This window comes from Rickettsiales bacterium (genome assembly GCA_035765535.1).
In the GTDB taxonomy this organism is placed as follows: domain Bacteria; phylum Pseudomonadota; class Alphaproteobacteria; order Rickettsiales; family JABCZZ01; genus JABCZZ01.
Window position 1 is genome coordinate 60,910 of sequence record DASTXE010000006.1, and the last position, 17,768, is coordinate 78,677.

Here is a 17,768-nt window from a genome sequence, read left to right on the forward strand (position 1 = left end):
AGATAATATACCACAAAACGATGACAGAATTATGACAAAGAGCTGCTTATTAATAATTACTCTGCGATTTGCAAAGCTGCCAGAATCTCCTGATGGACGCTTTTTTCATCCTTAGACGCATCAACGATCCGGTAACGTGCCGCATTCGCCTTCGCAAGCGTCAAAAACCCTTCCCGGACTTTCCGGTGGAACGCAATATCGAGATTCTCAAAACGCATCTCTTCCCCCGGACGCGCTTTTGCCCGGCGCAGGCCTGTTTCAGTCTCGATATCCAGAATAATCGTGGCATCAGGTGCAAAATTGCCAATCGTCAAACGGTTGATCTGGCTTATGAATTCAACGCCAAGCCCTCTGGCCATGCCCTGATAGACCAGGCTTGAATCCAGAAACCTGTCGCACAGCACAATATCCCCTCGCGCAATAGCAGGCTTTATAACGCGCTCCATATGCTCCACGCGTGCGGCCTGAAAAAGCAGCACTTCCGCAACTGAACTCCATTTATCGCCGCTACCTGTCAGCAGCAGCTGTCGGATGGCATCGCCCCCTACACTGCCGCCGGGTTCGCGTGTAACCAGCACACGCCTGCCTTCACGCACAAGCGCCTGTTCCAGCAGGGAAATCTGCGTGGTTTTTCCACTCCCCTCACCACCTTCGAACGTAATAAATTTACCTGCCATAATCCCACTTGACGCTTGCAACTTGCTTGTGAGCACTTATAAATAGCCTCCATGATCATCGCAACCTATAATATCAATTCCATCCGCATCCGCCTGAATACTCTCAAGGAAGTGGTGGATAAAACCAATCCGGATATACTGTGCCTGCAGGAAACGAAGGTGGATGATTCCCTATTTCCGCTGGAGAGCGTACAGGCGCTTGGCTATCCCCACATATATTTCAGCGGCCAGAAAAGCTACAACGGCGTGGCGATTCTCTCCCGCATTCCACTGACCAATATACATAATTTAAGCATCGTTAATGACGACCACAAGCGTCACATCAGCGCCACGCTCCCTAACGGCACAGAATTGCATAATTTCTATGTGCCGGCAGGCGGTGACATTCCGGATCGCGAACTGAACGACAAATTCGACTTCAAACTGCGTTTCATGAACTTCATGGCCGAATGGGCGCAGGATATGCGCAACGACAAGAAATCCCTCATCGTGGTGGGCGATATGAACATCGCCCCGCTGGAGCATGATGTCTGGTCCCACAAGCAATTGCTGGGCGTCGTCTCGCATACGCCGGTAGAAGTGGAAGCCATGGAGCTATTCCGTAAGTCCTTTGATTTTGTTGATACTTCCCGGCATTTTGCTCCAGCTCCTGCCAAGCTTTACAGCTGGTGGAGCTACCGCAATCAGGACTGGAAAAAGTCAGATCGCGGCCGCAGACTTGACCATATCTGGGTCACATCCGACCTGCAGCCGAAGCTTAAATCCTCTTATATCCTGCGCGAAGCCAGGGATTTCTCCAATCCTTCCGACCATGTTCCGGTCGTTACCGAATTTGACTGGTAACGAATTCACGAACTGGAAGAAAGATCCACGAAGCCAGTAGGCTGAGCCCTTTAGTCGCGAAGCGTTAGGTTCATCGCGAAGGCCAGGAGGCCGAAGCGGGAACAAAAGAATATTTAAGGCACCGGATCGTGAGTGTATTTCCCCCACGGATGGCATCTCGAAATTCGCCTTACCGCCAGCCATCCCCCTTTAAAAGCACCATATTTTCCTACTGCTTCAGCGGCATATTCCGAGCAGGTCGGCGTAAAACGACAGGCTGCGGGGAGCCAGGGCGACAGGAAATATTTATAGAACCGGATGCAGGCAATCAATATATAGTGCATATTTTCGCTTGAAATACGGATTTGATCCCTATATAAAGCAACCAGTTTAAGAAAAGCAAGAAGGTGGGTCAAAAACCCGCCTTTTTTATTAGCTCAAGCTGCGGACGAGCTCCGCGAGGACTAGCGACCAAGGGGAGCGCAGCCCACGTGGCGCCAAAACGCAAAGCGTTGAACGCGAACTAAAAGAAAACATATGGAATTTTCGATACAGGATAAGATTGTTGCGATTATCGAGCCTTCGCTGAACGGCATGGGGTATAACCTTGTGCAGGTGAAGCTGATCGAAGGCGGAAGACGTACGCTCCAGATCATGGCGGAACGTATCGACGGTCGCAATATGACAGTGGATGACTGCGCCGATATCAGCTACAACGTCTCCGCCCTGCTGGACGTGGAAGACCCGATCAGCGATGCGTATCATCTGGAAATTAGCTCGCCGGGTATCGACCGCCCGCTCGTAAAGCTTCAGGATTTCGAGCGCTTCAGCGGATTTGAAGCAAAACTCGAGACAAAAATGCTGATTGATGGGCGCAAGCGCTTTAAAGGCAGGATCAAAGGAATTCAGGAACAGAATGTTCTGATGGAAACGGAGGAAGGCACGGCTTCCGTTATACCGTTTAATATGGTGCGCTCGGCAAAGCTGCTGCTTACAGATGAATTACTGAAGAAAGCAGCTGCCGGACAGGTAAACAATTAAGACTTTAACCAGAGGTGAATTATGGCTTTAGCGTTATCGACAAGTGGTAATACGGAAATTCTGCAGATCGCAGATGCGGTGGCCCGGGAAAAGGGCATCAGCCGCGAGCAGGTGATTGAGGCGCTGGAAAACGCCGTGCAGGTTGCAGGCCGCCGCAAATACGGCCACGAGCACAATATCCGCGCTGAGATCGACCGCAAGAGCGGAGAAATCAAGCTTTACCGCGTGATCGAAGTGGTTGAGACCGTGGAAAACGAAGTCACCCAGATTTCGCTCGCAGAAGCACATCGCCGTGATAAGACCCTTGAAATCGGCAGCGAAATCCGCGACCGCCTGCCGCCGATCGATATCGGCCGTATCTCCGCTCAGACTGCAAAGCAGGTCATTGTGCAGAAAGTGCGCGACGCAGAACGCGATAAACAATACGAAGAATACAAAGACCGCATTGCTGAAATCATCAGCGGCACCGTTAAACGTATCGAACATAACAACGTCACAGTCGATTTCGGTCGTACGGAAGCTTTCCTGCGCCGCGACGAACTGATCCCGCGCGAAACCTTCCGCGTCGGCGACCGCATTCGCGCTTACGTTTACGACGTGCGTCGCGAAAAATCCGGTCCGCAGATTTTCCTGACCCGCACCCGTCCTGAATTCATGGCGAAACTGTTCGCACAGGAAGTGCCGGAAATCTATGACGGCATCATCGAGATCAAAGCCGTTGCCCGTGACCCGGGTTCACGCGCTAAAATCGCTGTTTACTCGCATGACTCCAGCGTCAATCCCGTGCTTTCCTGCGTCGGTGTGCGCGGTGCGCGCGTACAGGCCGTAGTTGCTGAACTGCAGGGCGAAAAGATCGACATCATCGAATGGTCGCCGGATCCCGCTACCTTCGTCGTCAACGCACTGTCTTCCGCGGAAGTCAGCAAAGTTGTTATCGACGAATCCCGTGAGCGTATCGAAGTCGTGGTGCCGGATGACCAGCTGAGCCTGGCTATCGGCCGCCGCGGTCAGAACGTCCGCCTTGCCTCACAGCTCGTTGGCTGGAACATCGATATTCTGACAGAAGAAGTCGAATCCAACCGCCGCGCCGAAGAGTTCAACACCCTCTCCAAGATGTTCGTTGAAACGCTGAACGTGGAAGAAGTCATCGCGCACCTGCTGGTGACCGAAGGCTTCACAACGATTGAAGAAGTGGCTTACGTGCCGCTGGAAGATATCAGCGCGATCGAAGGCTTCGATGAGAACGTCGCTACCGAACTGCGTAACCGCGCTCGCGAATTCCTGGAAAACAAGAAACAGGAAGAAGAAGCAAAGCTGCGCAACCTCGGTCTGGACGAAAAACTCATCGCTCTGGGCCTGCCCAACGATGTGCTGATCCAGCTTGGCAACAATAAGATCCTCACGCTGGATGACTTTGCGGATCTGTCACAGCCGGAATTTCTGGACATCGTGCCACATTCGCATTTGTCACACGAGGAAATTGATAGTATGATCATGAAAGCGCGTGAACACTGGTTTGCGGAAGAAAAGTAAGGTCTTTGCAGGATAAAGGCGGAATTCCGCCTTTATCCTTAAGGCCGTTTGCTGCATCTGGAAATACCCAACCAACCGTTAGTCATTTAGGATTATGAACGATACAACAAAAAAAGAACCGCTGACAATGTCTCGACCCAACCGCCTCGAACTGACCAAAACAGTAGAAAGCGGCAAGGTTAAGCAGAACTTTCAGCATGGCCGTTCTAAAACCGTAACGGTGGAAGTCCGCAAAACCAGAACCTTCACCAGCAACGACAGTGGCAGCATGGTAGAGCTGAAACGTGCCGCTGCGCTGCAGGAACAGGCTGAAAAAGCGCTTCACAGCGCAACGGAAACGGAAGAGGATACAACGCTCACTTCCGAAGAACGCCTCTCCAGGCTGCGTGCGCTGGAACATGCGAAAACACGCCCCGCTTCTGAACCCAGGCTTATGCCCCTGCCGCCGACGGCACCGCCGGTCGTGGAAGAAAAGCCGGTTGTGGTTGCACCGTCAAAGCCTGCAGCCGCCCCTGCCCCGGCTCCAACCTCAGCTTCGCCGAGCGTAACCGCGGCCCAGGCTCCGATTTACAATAAGAAGCCCCTGAAAGAAATCGTCTTCAAAGAAGAGATCGCAGAAAAGGCTGCACGCAGCGCGGAAACACAATCCAACATCGTGAAACCCATCACGAGCAAGCATGTCGTGAAGTCTCCGGTCTTCCAGGCGGAAGAAGAACCGCGTGCGGCAGAACCCAAACAGTCTAAGATCAAACTGCGCCGCGCCGACGAAGAAAGGCGCAGCTCCGGCAAGATCACGGTCACCCAGGCGCTCAGCATGTCGGATGAACGTGTGCGCAGCCTTGCCTCCTTGCGCCGTCAGCGTGAAAAAGCCAAGCGCTCGGAGCATGGCAACAGCTCAGCCAATCAGGAGAAAGTCTTCCGCGAAGTGGTCATTCCTGAAATCATCACCGTGCAGGAACTCGCTAACCGTATGGCGGAACGTGCGGTCGACGTTGTGAAAGCACTGATGAAGATGGGCACCATGGTCACGGTGAACCAGAATATTGATGCGGATACGGCGGAACTCATCGTCTCCGAATTCGGCCACAAGATGAAGCGCGTCAGCGAAGGGGACGTGGAAAACATCCTGAAGCAGGAAGATGCGCAGGAAGATGCATCCCTGCTGAAACCGCGCGCGCCTGTCGTGACGATCATGGGCCACGTGGACCACGGTAAAACCTCATTGCTCGATGCACTCCGCAAAACGGACGTAGCCGCAGGTGAAGCCGGTGGTATCACGCAGCATATCGGCGCATATCAGGTCACGCTCGGCAACAACCAGAAAATCACCTTCCTCGACACCCCGGGCCATGAAGCTTTCACGGCTATGCGTGCACGCGGCGCCAAGGTAACCGACATCGTAGTGCTCGTTGTGGCAGCTGATGACGGTATCATGGAACAGACGAAGGAAGCGATCAGCCACGCAAAAGCGGCTGGCGTTTCCATTATCGTGGCTGTTAACAAGATCGACAAGCCCGGCGCAGATCCGTCCCGTGTGAAAAACGAACTGATGCAGTATGAACTCGTACCCGAAGAATACGGCGGTGACGTGATCGTGATCGAAGTATCGGCCAAAACCGGTCAGGGCCTGGATAAACTCGAAGAATCCATCCTGCTGCAGGCAGAAGTGCTTGAACTCAAAGCCAACCCGGACCGCACGGCCTCCGGTGCCGTGGTGGAAGCCAAGATTGACCGCGGTCGCGGTGTTGTGGCAACGCTACTCATCCAGAAAGGTACGCTGCGCGTCGGCGATATCGTGGTGGCAGGCGGTGCATACGGCAAAGTCCGCGCCATTATCGACGATAAGGGCCGCACGATTACCGAAGCTCCTCCGGCGCTCCCCGTCGAGATTCTGGGTCTCACCCAGGCTCCCGAAGCGGGCGATGAATTCAACGTGGTGGAAAACGAAAAGATCGCGCGCGATATTACGGAATACCGTCAGCAGCGCAGCCGTACGGCTCAGGCAATGCTGGCCACCAAGTCGCTCGACAGTCTTTTCGCTGCCTCTGCAGGCACAAAAGCCAAGGAATTGCCCGTCATTATTAAGTCCGACGTGCAAGGATCCGCCGAAGCCATTACGCAGAGTGTGCAGAAATTCTCGGGCGAAGAAGTTACTGTCCGTGTACTGCATTCCGGCGTCGGCGCTATCACTGAGTCGGATGTGACGCTCGCTAACGCAACGAATGCGCTGGTGATTGGCTTCAACGTCCGCGCCACCGCGCAGGCACGCGACATGGCCGCACGTGACAAGGTCAATATCCGCTACTACTCGATCATTTATGATGTAGTGGAAGATATCAAAGCCGCGCTTTCGGGCATGCTCTCGCCGACGCTGAAGGAAAACTTCCTCGGCTACGCGGAAATCCGCGAAGTGTTCAACCTCTCCAAGGCTGGCAAGGTCGCAGGCTGCATGGTCACCGAAGGTATCGTCAAACGCGGCGCCAAAGTTCGCCTGCTGCGCGACAACGTGGTCATCCATACCGGCGCGCTCAAAACCCTCAAGCGCTTCAAGGACGATGTCAAGGAAGTCAGCCGTGGCATGGAATGCGGTATGGCGTTTGAAAATTACGACGATATGCGTGTCGGCGACATGATTGAGGCGTACGAGATCGAAGAAGTGGCCAGAACGGTTTAAGTTAAGGCCGCCAGGAAGGAAGTGTAATGTCAGTAGGAAAGCCGCCCAATCAGCGCCAGTTGCGCGTAGGAGAAGAAATCCGCCATGTATTGGCTGATCTCTTCATGCGCGGGGAATGCCATGACCGTGACATTAACAGCACCCCCATCACGGTCTCGGAAGTGCGCATCAGCCCGGACCTGAAAAACGCTACGGCCTATGTAATGCCGCTGGGTGGCCAGAACCGCGATACGGTCATGAGCGCTTTAGAGCGCAATGCCCCTATCCTGCGCAAACTGGTTTCCGATCGTATGAAGCTGCGCTATGCGCCGCGTATCAGTTTCCGCCTCGACACCTCGTTTGAGGAAGCGCACCGGATCGAAACGCTGCTCAACAAGCCGGAAGTGGCGCGCGACCTGGAAAAAGACCATATTAAGTAACCGGGTAGATGCCTAATACCATAACCTCCCCCTCGCCGCTTGAAGCTGACAAGCAACCGTTATCCCACGGGTTCCTTGTCCTCGATAAACCATACGGCATCTCCTCCGCCAAGGCGGTATCGGACGTCAAACGACTACTGAAATGCGCAAAGATCGGTCATGGCGGCACGCTCGACCCACTGGCCTCCGGTATCCTGCCACTTGCCATTGGCGAAGCAACCAAGGCATTCGACTATGTCGCAAGCGCAACCAAACAATATCGTTTCACCACCACCTTCGGTGAAGAACGCACGACTGGGGATGCGGAGGGCGAAGCCACTGCGACTTGCGACTATATTCCCATGCGGGCAACGCTCGAGGCAGTTCTTCCGGCCTTTACCGGCACGATTATGCAAACGCCTCCCGTCTATTCCGCTCTCAATGTCGGCGGCAAACGCGCCTATGAATTGGCAAGACAGGGCCAGGAGGTGCAGCTGGAAGCCCGTCCCATAGAGATTCACCAGCTTGAACTCGTTTCGTTTGCAGACAGAACTGCAACTTTCGGTGTTACCTGCGGCAAAGGCACTTATATCCGCTCGCTCGCGCAGGATATAGCAAGAAAATGCAATAGCTTAGGCTATGTTTCCATGCTAAGGCGTACGTCTGTAGGTAAATTTACCGAAAACATGGCGATTTCACTGGATAATTTGCGGGAAGTTGTGCATAATGCCGCGCCGCTTGAAGCTTGGCTTTCGATTGAATTGGCGCTGGACGACATCCCGGCAATCAATCTGGACGCGAACGAAACGGTAGCGCTGCGCCATGGCAAACAACTTCGTATGGATAAACCGGACGGAACTTACATGGGGCTTCACCAGGGCAAAATAGTAGCTTTGGCGGAAGTGAAAAACGCGACGCTCAGATCGAAACGTATATTTAATTGTTAATTTGTAAGGAGAACTATCGATGTCGATTACTACTGAAAAGAAGACAAAGCTGATTAAAGATTTCGCAACCGGCAAAAGCGACACAGGGTCGCCGGAAGTACAGATCGCCCTGCTGACGGAGCGTATCACCAATCTTTCAAAGCATTTTGAAACGCATAAAAAAGACCACCATTCGCGCCACGGGCTGCTGATTCTGGTCGGTCGCCGCAAAAGGCTCCTGGAATACCTCAAGAACAAAGATTTTGACGGTTATTCCGCTCTCATCAAGAAGCTGGGCCTGAGAAAATAACGAATACCATCCCCGCCACTTTCAACGAGTGGCGGGGAAAATTTTTTGGATGGGCAATTCTCCCCGGCCCGTTTGGAATTGTAGGAAAAAGGGGACGTAGGAAAAGGAAACAAGAATGTTTAAAATTGCAAAGAGACAAATTCAGTGGGGAAATAGCACGCTTACCCTGGAAACGGGGAAGCTGGCACGTCAGGCAGACGGCGCCGTGCTCGCCACTTACGGGGAAACGGTCGTACTGTGTACGGTCGTGGGTCAGAAAAAAGCGAAGCCGGAGACGGATTTCTTTCCGCTCACCGTGAACTACCAGGAAAAAGCCTTTGCCGCCGGTAAGATCCCGGGTGGCTTCTTCAAGCGTGAAGGCCGTCCGACGGAAAAGGAAGTACTGACCTCCCGCTTGATCGACAGGCCGATCCGTCCGCTCTTCCCGGACAATTTCTTTAACGAAGTCCAAGTTGTTTGCACGCTGCTGTCGCACGATCTGGAAAACGATCCGGATGTTGTGGCAATGGTCGGCGCTTCCGCCGCGCTCACCCTCTCCGGCATCCCGTTCATGGGCCCGATTGCCGGTGGCCGCGTAGGCTATATCGACAACCAGTACGTCATCAACCCGACCCGCAGCCAGCTCGCCGACAGCAAGCTCGACCTCGTGGTCGCAGGCACGCAGACCTCCGTGCTGATGGTGGAATCCGAAGCGAAAGAACTTTCCGAAGAAGTGATGCTCGGCGCTGTCATGGCAGGTCATAAGGCATTCCAGCCGGTGATCGAAGCGATCATCTCGCTCGCCGAAGAAGCTGCGAATGATCCGTGGGAACTTGAAGTTAATCCACAGGAAGATGAAATCAAAAGCAAGCTTAAGGAAGCTGGCGAAGCCAAACTGCGTGAAGCCTTCAAGATCACCGCAAAACAGGCTCGTTCCGGGCGTCTGGATGAGATCAAGAAGGAAATCTGCGAACCGCTCGTGGAAGCTGGCCTCCCCGCTGTACAGGTAAAACGCCTGTTCAAGGCACTGGAAAGCGAAGTGGTGCGTCATGATATGGTCGCCACCAAGAAGCGTATCGACGGACGCGGCGAAGCTGACATCCGCCAGATCGTTTCCGAAGTAGGCATTCTGCCGAAAGTGCACGGTTCCGCTCTCTTTACGCGCGGTGAGACCCAGGCACTCGTGGTTGCAACGCTCGGCACCAGCATGGACGAACAGGTGATCGACGCGCTCGACGGCGAATATAAGGAATCCTTCCTGCTGCATTACAACTTCCCGCCTTACTCGGTCGGTGAAGTGGGCCGCATGGGCTCCCCGGGCCGCCGTGAAATCGGCCACGGCAAGCTCGCATGGCGCGCTGTTCGCCCGCTGCTGCCGGCGAAGGAAAACTTCCCCTACACACTGCGTATCGTTTCCGAAATCACGGAATCCAACGGTTCCTCTTCCATGGCCACCGTATGCGGCACCTCGCTCGCGCTGATGGATGCAGGCGTACCGCTGGAACGTCCGGTTGCGGGTATTGCAATGGGCCTTATCAAAGAGAAGGAAGGTTTCGTTATTCTGTCCGACATCATGGGTGACGAAGACCATCTCGGCGACATGGATTTCAAGGTTGCAGGCACTGAAAGCGGCATCACCGCCCTGCAGATGGACATCAAGATCGACGGCATCACCGAAGAGATCATGCAGGTTGCGCTGACGCAGGCGAAAGCAGGCCGTAAGCACATCCTCGGTGAAATGGCAAAGGCACTGACCGGTGCACGCGACAGCGTCAACGATAATGCTCCGCGCATCACCACGATCTCGATCCCGAAAGATAAGATCCGTGAAGTGATCGGCTCCGGCGGCAAGGTCATCCGCGAAATCGTGGAAAAGACCGGCGCGAAGATCGATATCGAAGATGACGGCACCGTCAGGATCGCCGCTGTCAACACCGACCAGGGCCAGGCTGCGCTGGACTGGATCAACGGTATCGTCGCGGAAGCGGAAATCGGCAAGATCTACACCGGTAAGGTTGTACGTATCGTTGATTTCGGCGCATTCGTGAACTTCCTGGGCAGCAAGGACGGCCTCGTACATATCAGCGAGCTGGCCGAAGGCCGCGTAGGCAAAGTAACCGACGTGATCAACGAGGGCGACACCGTGAAAGTGAAAGTCGTCGAAATCGAGCGTGGCAAGGTTCGCCTGTCAATGCGCGTCGTAGACCAGCAGACCGGTGAAGATATCACTGAAAAAGTGGGCGGTGTAAAGCCGCGCCGTGACGACCGCGAAAAGAAACAGGCTTAATTCGCGGGCTATAAGTAACAAGTGACGAGCGGCGGGTAAGGGTTTATACTCGCCGCTTGAAACTCCCAAAGCCTGTTACTGATTATGCCTGAAATCCATTTCTACCATCTGACATCGACTCCGCTGGAACGCGCTCTTCCCAAGCTACTGGAAAAAGCATTGCAGGGTGGCTTTAAATGCGTAGTGCAGGTGGGCTCGGAAGAACAGGCCGAGCATCTTAATAACGCTCTGTGGACCTACGATCCCAATTCCTTCCTGCCGCACGGCAGCGCCAAAGACGGCAGCCCCAACGAACAGCCCATTTATCTGACGACAAGTATGGAAAACCCGAACCAGGCAAACCTGCTTGTAGTGGCAGACGGCTCGGAAATCAGCCAACCGGACGGCTATACGCGCATACTGGATATTTTCGACGGTACGGATGCTGATGCCACCACCAAAGCCCGCAGCCGCTGGAAAGCCTATAAGGAACGCGGGTTTACGCTGGAATACCGCCAGCAAAGCGAGTCCGGCGCTTGGAAAACCGCTTGAAAATAGCGCATATTCCTTTATGACATCGGCCATGACAACATCCCAGGCAGAAACCAGACGTACCTTTGCGATTATTTCGCACCCTGACGCAGGTAAAACCACGCTGACCGAAAAGCTGTTGCTGTTCGGAGGTGCGATCCACCTTGCCGGCGCGGTAAAAGCCCGTGGCGCAGCGCGTAGCGCGCGTTCGGACTGGATGGCGATCGAACAGCAGCGCGGCATTTCCGTGACCGCTTCCGTCATGACGTTTGAATATGGCGGCAATACGGTGAACCTTCTGGATACTCCCGGCCATAAAGACTTCTCTGAAGATACGTACCGCACGCTCACCGCTGTGGATTCCGCCGTGATGGTACTGGATGCCGCTAAGGGTATTGAAACGCAGACGCGTAAGCTGTTTGAAGTCTGCCGCCTGCGTGACACGCCGATCATTACCTTCATCAACAAGATGGACCGCGAAGCACAGGAACCGTTTGCCCTGCTGGACGAAATCGAAAAAACGCTCGCGATTGACGTGACTCCCGTCACCTGGCCCATCGGCATGGGCAAGACGTTCAAGGGATCGTTTGACCTTATTAACGACAAACTGCACCTGTTTGATGCCGGTGAGGGCGCGACCATCGCCGAAAGCATCGAATGCAAAGGCATTGACGACCCCAAGCTTGATGAGTTGATTCCCAGCGGCGAACTCTCCAAGTTCCGCGAAGAAGTGGAAATGATCCGTGCGGCCTGCAAGCCGTTTGACCGTCAGTCCTATCTGGAAGGACATCTGACGCCGATCTTCTTCGGCAGCGCCCTGCATAATTTCGGCGTACGCGAATTGCTGGAAGCGCTCTGCGCATTCGCCCCCTCCCCGCGCCCGCAAAAGACCGACACACGTGAAGTACTGCCAGAAGAACCTAAATTCTCCGGCTTTGTCTTCAAAGTACAAGCGAACATGGACAAGAACCACCGCGACCGTATTGCCTTCGTGCGCATCTGTTCCGGGCGCTATACGCGCGGCATGAAAGTCTATCACGGACGCACGGAAAAAACACTGACGCTGAACAACCCCGTGCTTTTCCTTGCGCGTGAGCGCGAACTCGCGGAAGAAGCTTTCCCAGGAGACATTATCGGCATCCCGAACCATGGCGGCCTCTCCATCGGTGACGCTCTGACCGAAGGCGAAAAACTGCATTTCACCGGCATTCCAAGCTTCGCACCGGAACTCTTTAAGCGCGCACGCCTGGATGACCCGATGCGCGCCAAGCAGCTCAAGAAAGCGCTTGAAGAACTCTCGCAGGAAGGCGCATCGCAGATCTTTAAACCGCTCAACGGCAGCAACTGGATCATCGGCGTGGTCGGCGCGCTACAGTTTGAAGTGATCGCCTCGCGCCTCGACAGTGAATACAAGGTCAAAGGCAGCTTCGAAGAAGTGAGTTACACCACGGCCCGCTGGATCAAATGCGATGATGCGGCACTGCTCAAGCAATTCACCGAACGCAACCTGCACAGCCTCGCAGAAGACGGCGCAGGCGCGCTTGCCTATCTCGCTCCAAACGAATGGCACCTAAACCGCATCCAGGAAGACTGGAAAGGCGTCACCTTCGCCAAGACACGCGAGAACCGCTAGTTTTCTACCCCACTAATTGCCTATAAATTACGTCCTGCACACGCGCGGCACATAGCAGGAAACTTTTGTTCCCCTGCCAGGCATGGAATCCAGTTCCACGCGCCCGCCATGCAGCGCCACAAAGCTCTTCACCATGGAAAGGCCGAGCCCTGCGCCAGATTTATGGGTACTGGTATTGCTGCCGCGCTGGAATTTGTTGAAAATTTCTTTCTGCTCCTCCGGTGAAATACCGATGCCATTATCCTCAATTGTGAATACCAGCTCGTCCCCGCTTTCACCAGTCACCTGCGCCGCCAGCGTAACCTGTCCGCCCGGGTTGGAATATTTGATCGCATTGGAGAGCAGGTTAAAGATAATCTGCTTGATACGCGTTTCATCTGCTGCCATACGACCGATATTGTCGGGGCATTCAATATTGAACTGCAGATTACTCTCGCGCATGCGCTCGCTTACCAGCGAAACGACCGACTGCAGCATCGCCTGGATATCGAACTCGCTGATATTGAGCTTCATATAGCCCGCCTCGATACTCGCTATATCCAGAATATCGTTGATGAGATTCATGAGATGCTGCGACGCTTCATGAATACCCGACATATATTCGCGCTGTTTAGGCGAAAGCGTGCCGAAATAATTCTGCGTCAGCATCTCCGAGAATCCGCTGATAGAAGTCAGCGGTGAGCGCAATTCGTACGATACATTTGCAAGGAACTCTGTCTTAAGTCTGTCCGCCTCCGAAAGCGCTTCATTGCGCTCACGCAACGAGCGCTCCACCAAGATAGAATCCGTCACATCGAAGAAGGTAATAAGATTCGCGCCGTCAGGCAACGGCACCACCACGGAATCCAGCAACGAGCCATCCGTACGCTCGATGCGCTTATGCTGCACTTCACGGCTGAGCAGGCCGCTAATGAATTTTTGCTTATAGCTTTCCCAGTCATCCGCAAAATGCAGCGGTCTGGTTTTTTCAAACAGATCGGCAATGTGCGTGGCAGGTGACAGTACCACCTTTTCCAGCTTCCATAACTGCAGGAAGCGTGGATTATAAAGCCTGAGCCTGCCATCTTCGCCGAATACGACCACACCTTCATGCAGATTATCCAGCGTCGCGCGCTGTACGGCAATGAGCGTATTATAGGATCGCTCCAGCGCCAGCCTGTCGGTCACGTCTTCATAGACGAACAACACACCGCCCAACGCATGCGGAATCGCCAGCACGCGCAACGTTCTGCCATCCGGCAGATAGAAGATTTCTTCCGTCGGCTCTATCAGATCCTTGAACGCCTTCATGCGCTGCTGCTTGAACTGCGGGAAGTTCGCCTGTTCCGGCAGACGGCGTTTCTCGCGCAGCAGTTCCAGAATCTCGCCGAAAGGCGGACTGGTATCGAGCCATGCCTCGTCCAGCCCCCACAGCCGCACATAAGCCTGGTTGAAGAATTTGAGCTTGGTGTCGGCACCGAACACTGCCATCGCGCTCGTCACGCTCTCCAGCAGTTCTGACTGAGCATAGACATGACGCTGTAATTCTTCCTGCACATTCTCAAGCTCGGTAATATCCTGTGCCAGCCCTACCGTGACACGGTCCGCCTTGAGCGGTGTCTCCGTAAATTCGTAAAGCTTGCGTGCGCCTTCCACCACAATATGACGACGCTCCGATTTCACCTGGTCGCCTTCAAATGCAGTCTTTGCAAGCGGCCTCGCATAAGGATGCAATTCCAGCGTCTCGTGATCGTCCTTCTGATCATCGAGATTTTCCTCTGCCGTGATGCTGTAAGCCATATTACAGTAGCGGATGACCTGATCCTCTCCCCTGAGCCAGACCGGCACCGGAAGCGTGTTCAGAATATTCGAGAATTGCTTGATATCGCGCTTGAGCTGTCGGTTCTCGTTCGTCAGCTGGTCATGTATTTTTTGCGCGCCGCTCGTGTCACGTATGAAAATAATAATATGTGTAAGGCGGTGCTCTTCACTTTCATATTTTCCCGTCACACGACATTCAAATTGCCGCCCATCCGGCATATTCATAACAATGATCGTCGGCGTGCTACTCTTCTGCAGATCCTCAACAGCCTGCCTGACAGGTGCGCGGTAAGCTTCTCCCAGTTTGGAAAGTAACGCTTCAAAACCGGTATCTGTTTCGGCCAGTCCCAGCATCTGGCGCAGATGGCCTGAAAGCTGCTCTTCTCCGGAAGCAATATCGCGTAAATAGTAACCACAATCGATATTTTCGATGATACCGGAAGAGAGACTGGTTTGGTCGCCCCGCTTGCTGCGGCGCAAAAAATGCATTGCCGCCGCCCCAACGGACGCTCCGGCCAGCACACTCACAAATGGTATGATGACATCCATAGCGCTATCACTAGCAAAAACCCTGTGCACTGGCTAGCGCTTTGCTGGCTTATAACCTGTTGCAGGAGCAATTTTTATTGGAGCGTGATGTATTTATCCAGCTTGCCTTAAAACGACGCAAACAAAAAGCCCGCAGAGAGGAAGACCTCTCATGCGGGCTATATTGGCAGCAGCTTAAATATTAAGCAGCCGATTCCTCTACGGAGACATAAACCTTGTTGTCGGCTTTGTGGTGGAATTCCACTTTACCGGTCGCAGTTGCGAACAAGGTATGATCCTTGCCGAGGCCTACGTTTTTACCCGGGTAGAACTTCGTTCCGCGCTGGCGAACCAGAATATTGCCGGAAACGACGATTTCACCTTCGTATTTTTTGACGCCAAGACGGCGGCCTGCTGAATCGCGACCGTTGCGTGAACTACCGCCAGCTTTCTTATGTGCCATTGAACTGCTCCACTAACTAAAAATATATTACGCTTTGATTGCCGTAATTTTCAGGGCCGTCAGATGCTGACGATGACCATTCTTACGACGATAGTTGTGACGGCGCTTCTTTTTGAAAATCAGCACTTTGTCACCACGGGTCTGTTCAACGATTTCAGCGCTGACCTGCGCGCCATTGAGCAGCGGCGCACCGATTTTGCCATCAATGGCAAGCACTTCTTCAATTACGACCTTATCACCAGCCGCACCGGCGAGCTTTTCTACCAAAATCACATCTTCCGGGGCAACGGTATACTGCTTTCCACCCGTGCGAATAACTGCAAACATATGTAAATCTCCTGATTCAAGGGTTGCGAATATAGTAAGATAGCGTAGCTTGTCAATCGTTTTTCTGATTTAACATATATAAAAAGAAGCGGTTGACATTTTATCCGCATGCTCTAAAAACACAGCCTCTTTCGTATGCTGACTAACGCATAGGGGGCTCGTAGCTCAGGTGGTTAGAGCGCACGCCTGATAAGCGTGAGGTCGGAGGTTCAACTCCTCCCGGGCCCACCATTTCCAGCCAAAAGGCCGGGAAAAAGACGTCCAGACGGTTGATATATAAAGATCTTTGGTACAGGCGATGAAAAAGTCATTATACGCAGCAGGACTCATCATTGCCGTACTGATTGCGATAAGTGGCTGGTTAATAAGCACTTATACCTCTGAAGGTCCGCTGGAACAGCCCACCACCATCGTTTTTGAACCCAATACGCATTTTACCACCATTGCCGATATGCTGGCCGAACAATCGGTCATCCGGCACCCGTTTATTTTCAAGGTCACGCTTTTCCTGACCGGCCAGTCGTCCCATATTAAAGCGGGAGAATACCGCTTCATGCCTCACATATCGGCCAGGGAAACGGCGCAATTGCTGGCCTCCGGCAAAGGGCTCATTCACCACCTTACGGTCCCTGAGGGCCTCACGACCTACGAAATCCTTGATATGCTTAAACATAACGACCTGCTGGCGGGGGAAATCACATTAGCCCCCAAAGAAGGTGAATTACTGCCGGAAACCTATAATTTCACGCGCGGTGAAAAACGTAACGATCTTATTCTGCGCATGCAGCACGCCATGGAGAAAGCACTGGCCGAGGCCTGGGAACAACGCGCCCCCGACCTGCCCTTTACCTCTCCTGAGCAGGCATTGACACTGGCCTCCATCGTGGAGAAGGAAACCGGCCTTGACACAGAACGTGCTCATGTCGCCGCCGTCTATATTAACAGGCTTAAGAAAGGCATGCTGCTGCAGGCCGATCCGACAACCGCCTACGCTGTCAGCCACGGCAAAGGCAAGATGACGCGCGCCCTGAACCGCAAGGATTTGGAGATGGCCTCTCCTTATAATACTTACCGCTCGGCTGGCCTGCCGCCCGGCCCCATCGCTAATCCCGGCAAAGCCTCTATTCTTGCGACACTGCACCCCCTGCAGTCCGAAGACATATATTTCGTCGCTACCGGTATCGGAGGACATAACTTCGCCCGCACTGCCGCAGAGCATGAGCGCAACGTTAAAAAATATCTGGAGAATCTGCGCAGCAAATAGCAGCGCTATTCTTCTTCCTCGCGCAGCTCATGAGGCACCGCTTCAGGGCGGGAATGCGCAATTTCTTTCATACGCTCCCGCTTGATATCGGATATGTCATAGACACGCTGGAAATTACCGGCATCATCCTTGATGTACCGGACTTCCTCATGCAGATCTTCATGCATGGAATGAAAATCTTCTTTAATGTCGGAGAAGGAGCCTTCCTGCATGGCGCTTCTGAAGCCTTCCCGGAATTCATCAGCAATGCCTTTGAACTGGCCGAACCAGCGTCCGACCGCACGCATGACGACGGGCAGGTCCTTTGGACCCACCACGACAAGCGCCACTAATCCCACCAGCGCCAGCTCTCCGAATGAAAAATCCAGCATATGCTACGCCAGGAATGCGGGATAAGGAAAATTATCCCAGATTGTTTTTGTCATTATTCGAAATCTTCTTTGGATCCTGCTCATCTTCGCCTTTCAGGCCTTCCTTGAGCGAACGGATGCCTTTGCCGATATCGTTCATCACGCGCGGCAGCTTCCCAGCCCCGAACACGAGAAGCACGATAACCAGGATCAGAAGCAGTTTCATTACACTAAGCTCCATGGGCG

17 protein-coding genes, 1 tRNA gene and 1 pseudogene are annotated in these 17,768 nt (G+C 53.6%); 12 read left to right on the top strand and 7 right to left on the bottom strand.

Annotated elements, in window-relative coordinates:
- Window positions 1–56: 56 nt before the first annotated feature.
- The gene (gene tmk / locus VFT64_08925) at window positions 57–677 is read right to left on the bottom strand and encodes a dTMP kinase (protein ID HEU5047948.1); all 621 of its coding nucleotides are present in this window, start codon (window positions 675–677) and stop codon (window positions 57–59) included.
- Window positions 678–728: 51 nt separating this feature from the next.
- Between tmk and xth the strand changes: the two genes are divergently transcribed.
- Window positions 729–1,520, top strand: coding sequence for an exodeoxyribonuclease III (gene xth / locus VFT64_08930; GenBank protein HEU5047949.1), 792 nt, complete (start codon window positions 729–731; stop codon window positions 1,518–1,520).
- A 113-nt stretch (window positions 1,521–1,633) separates the two neighbouring features.
- Here the strand turns inward: xth and yidD are convergent, their stop codons facing one another.
- The gene (gene yidD, locus VFT64_08935) at window positions 1,634–1,843 is read right to left on the bottom strand and encodes a membrane protein insertion efficiency factor YidD (GenBank protein HEU5047950.1); all 210 of its coding nucleotides are present in this window, start codon (window positions 1,841–1,843) and stop codon (window positions 1,634–1,636) included.
- 193 nt (window positions 1,844–2,036) lie between these two features.
- On the opposite strand from yidD, the gene rimP reads away from it, so the two are divergent.
- The 9 genes and pseudogenes from rimP to VFT64_08980 all read left to right on the top strand — a co-directional run bounded on the left by rimP (window position 2,037) and on the right by VFT64_08980 (window position 12,790).
- On the top strand, window positions 2,037–2,540 hold the full coding sequence (gene rimP, locus VFT64_08940) for a ribosome maturation factor RimP (GenBank protein ID HEU5047951.1): 504 nt from the start codon (window positions 2,037–2,039) through the stop codon (window positions 2,538–2,540).
- A gap of 21 nt (window positions 2,541–2,561) precedes the next feature.
- On the top strand, window positions 2,562–4,073 hold the full coding sequence (gene nusA, locus VFT64_08945; GenBank protein HEU5047952.1) for a transcription termination factor NusA: 1,512 nt from the start codon (window positions 2,562–2,564) through the stop codon (window positions 4,071–4,073).
- Between the two features lie 94 nt (window positions 4,074–4,167).
- A complete protein-coding gene (gene infB, locus VFT64_08950; protein ID HEU5047953.1) occupies window positions 4,168–6,747 on the top strand; it encodes a translation initiation factor IF-2 in 2,580 nt (859 codons plus the stop codon).
- A gap of 26 nt (window positions 6,748–6,773) precedes the next feature.
- Entirely contained in the window at window positions 6,774–7,166 is a 393-nt protein-coding gene (gene rbfA, locus VFT64_08955) for a 30S ribosome-binding factor RbfA (GenBank protein ID HEU5047954.1), read from the top strand.
- A gap of 8 nt (window positions 7,167–7,174) precedes the next feature.
- Window positions 7,175–8,092 (top strand): tRNA pseudouridine(55) synthase TruB, encoded by a 918-nt coding sequence (gene truB, locus VFT64_08960; protein ID HEU5047955.1) that lies wholly within the window; start codon window positions 7,175–7,177, stop codon window positions 8,090–8,092.
- Between the two features lie 19 nt (window positions 8,093–8,111).
- On the top strand, window positions 8,112–8,381 hold the full coding sequence (rpsO, locus tag VFT64_08965; GenBank protein ID HEU5047956.1) for a 30S ribosomal protein S15: 270 nt from the start codon (window positions 8,112–8,114) through the stop codon (window positions 8,379–8,381).
- Between the two features lie 115 nt (window positions 8,382–8,496).
- Window positions 8,497–10,672 (top strand): annotated as a pseudogene (gene pnp, locus VFT64_08970) (polyribonucleotide nucleotidyltransferase).
- Window positions 10,673–10,731: 59 nt separating this feature from the next.
- On the top strand, window positions 10,732–11,178 hold the full coding sequence (locus VFT64_08975; protein ID HEU5047957.1) for a DNA polymerase III subunit chi: 447 nt from the start codon (window positions 10,732–10,734) through the stop codon (window positions 11,176–11,178).
- Between the two features lie 31 nt (window positions 11,179–11,209).
- The gene (locus tag VFT64_08980; protein HEU5047958.1) at window positions 11,210–12,790 is read left to right on the top strand and encodes a peptide chain release factor 3; all 1,581 of its coding nucleotides are present in this window, start codon (window positions 11,210–11,212) and stop codon (window positions 12,788–12,790) included.
- Between the two features lie 27 nt (window positions 12,791–12,817).
- On the opposite strand, the gene VFT64_08985 is transcribed toward VFT64_08980, so the two are convergent.
- The 3 genes from VFT64_08985 to rplU form a co-directional block, all read right to left on the bottom strand.
- On the bottom strand, window positions 12,818–15,139 hold the full coding sequence (locus tag VFT64_08985; GenBank protein HEU5047959.1) for an ATP-binding protein: 2,322 nt from the start codon (window positions 15,137–15,139) through the stop codon (window positions 12,818–12,820).
- A gap of 181 nt (window positions 15,140–15,320) precedes the next feature.
- The gene (gene rpmA / locus VFT64_08990) at window positions 15,321–15,581 is read right to left on the bottom strand and encodes a 50S ribosomal protein L27 (GenBank protein HEU5047960.1); all 261 of its coding nucleotides are present in this window, start codon (window positions 15,579–15,581) and stop codon (window positions 15,321–15,323) included.
- Window positions 15,582–15,608: 27 nt separating this feature from the next.
- Window positions 15,609–15,908 (bottom strand): 50S ribosomal protein L21, encoded by a 300-nt coding sequence (gene rplU, locus VFT64_08995; protein HEU5047961.1) that lies wholly within the window; start codon window positions 15,906–15,908, stop codon window positions 15,609–15,611.
- Between the two features lie 154 nt (window positions 15,909–16,062).
- Between rplU and VFT64_09000 the strand changes: the two genes are divergently transcribed.
- A tRNA-Ile gene (locus tag VFT64_09000) sits at window positions 16,063–16,139 on the top strand.
- A 67-nt stretch (window positions 16,140–16,206) separates the two neighbouring features.
- Window positions 16,207–17,172, top strand: coding sequence for an endolytic transglycosylase MltG (mltG, locus tag VFT64_09005; GenBank protein ID HEU5047962.1), 966 nt, complete (start codon window positions 16,207–16,209; stop codon window positions 17,170–17,172).
- Window positions 17,173–17,177: 5 nt separating this feature from the next.
- Here mltG and tatB read toward each other — a convergent pair whose 3' ends face one another.
- Both tatB and tatA read right to left on the bottom strand, forming a co-directional pair.
- A complete protein-coding gene (gene tatB, locus VFT64_09010) occupies window positions 17,178–17,543 on the bottom strand; it encodes a Sec-independent protein translocase protein TatB (protein ID HEU5047963.1) in 366 nt (121 codons plus the stop codon).
- Window positions 17,544–17,574: 31 nt separating this feature from the next.
- Complete coding sequence (gene tatA / locus VFT64_09015; protein ID HEU5047964.1) at window positions 17,575–17,763, bottom strand: twin-arginine translocase TatA/TatE family subunit; 189 nt, start codon at window positions 17,761–17,763, stop codon at window positions 17,575–17,577.
- Between the last annotated feature and the right edge of the window lie 5 nt (window positions 17,764–17,768).